3 tRNA genes are annotated in these 238 nt (G+C 49.6%); all 3 read right to left on the reverse strand.

The features are described 5' to 3' along the window. Positions 1–2 precede the first annotated feature (2 nt). Positions 3–75: transfer RNA gene (locus ACVHXK_RS19000), tRNA-Lys, on the reverse strand. Between the two features lie 5 nt (positions 76–80). Further along, positions 81–155: transfer RNA gene (locus ACVHXK_RS19005), tRNA-Gln, on the reverse strand. A 4-nt stretch (positions 156–159) separates the two neighbouring features. Further along, a tRNA-His gene (locus ACVHXK_RS19010) sits at positions 160–235 on the reverse strand. Positions 236–238 lie beyond the last annotated feature (3 nt).

Consider the following 238-nt stretch of genomic DNA (forward strand, 5'->3'; position numbering starts at 1 on the left):
GGTGATCCACCGGGGAATCGAACCCCGGACAACTTGATTAAAAGTCAAGTGCTCTACCGACTGAGCTAGTGAATCATATTTGGCTGGGATAGCTGGATTCGAACCAGCGAGTGCAGGAATCAAAATCCTGTGCCTTACCGCTTGGCAATACCCCACCATTGGGGTGAATAAAGGGAATCGAACCCTTGGCATTTAGAACCACAATCTAACGCTCTACCGACTGAGCTATACCCACCAC

The sequence above is a fragment of the Clostridium sp. DL1XJH146 genome, assembly GCF_054819755.1.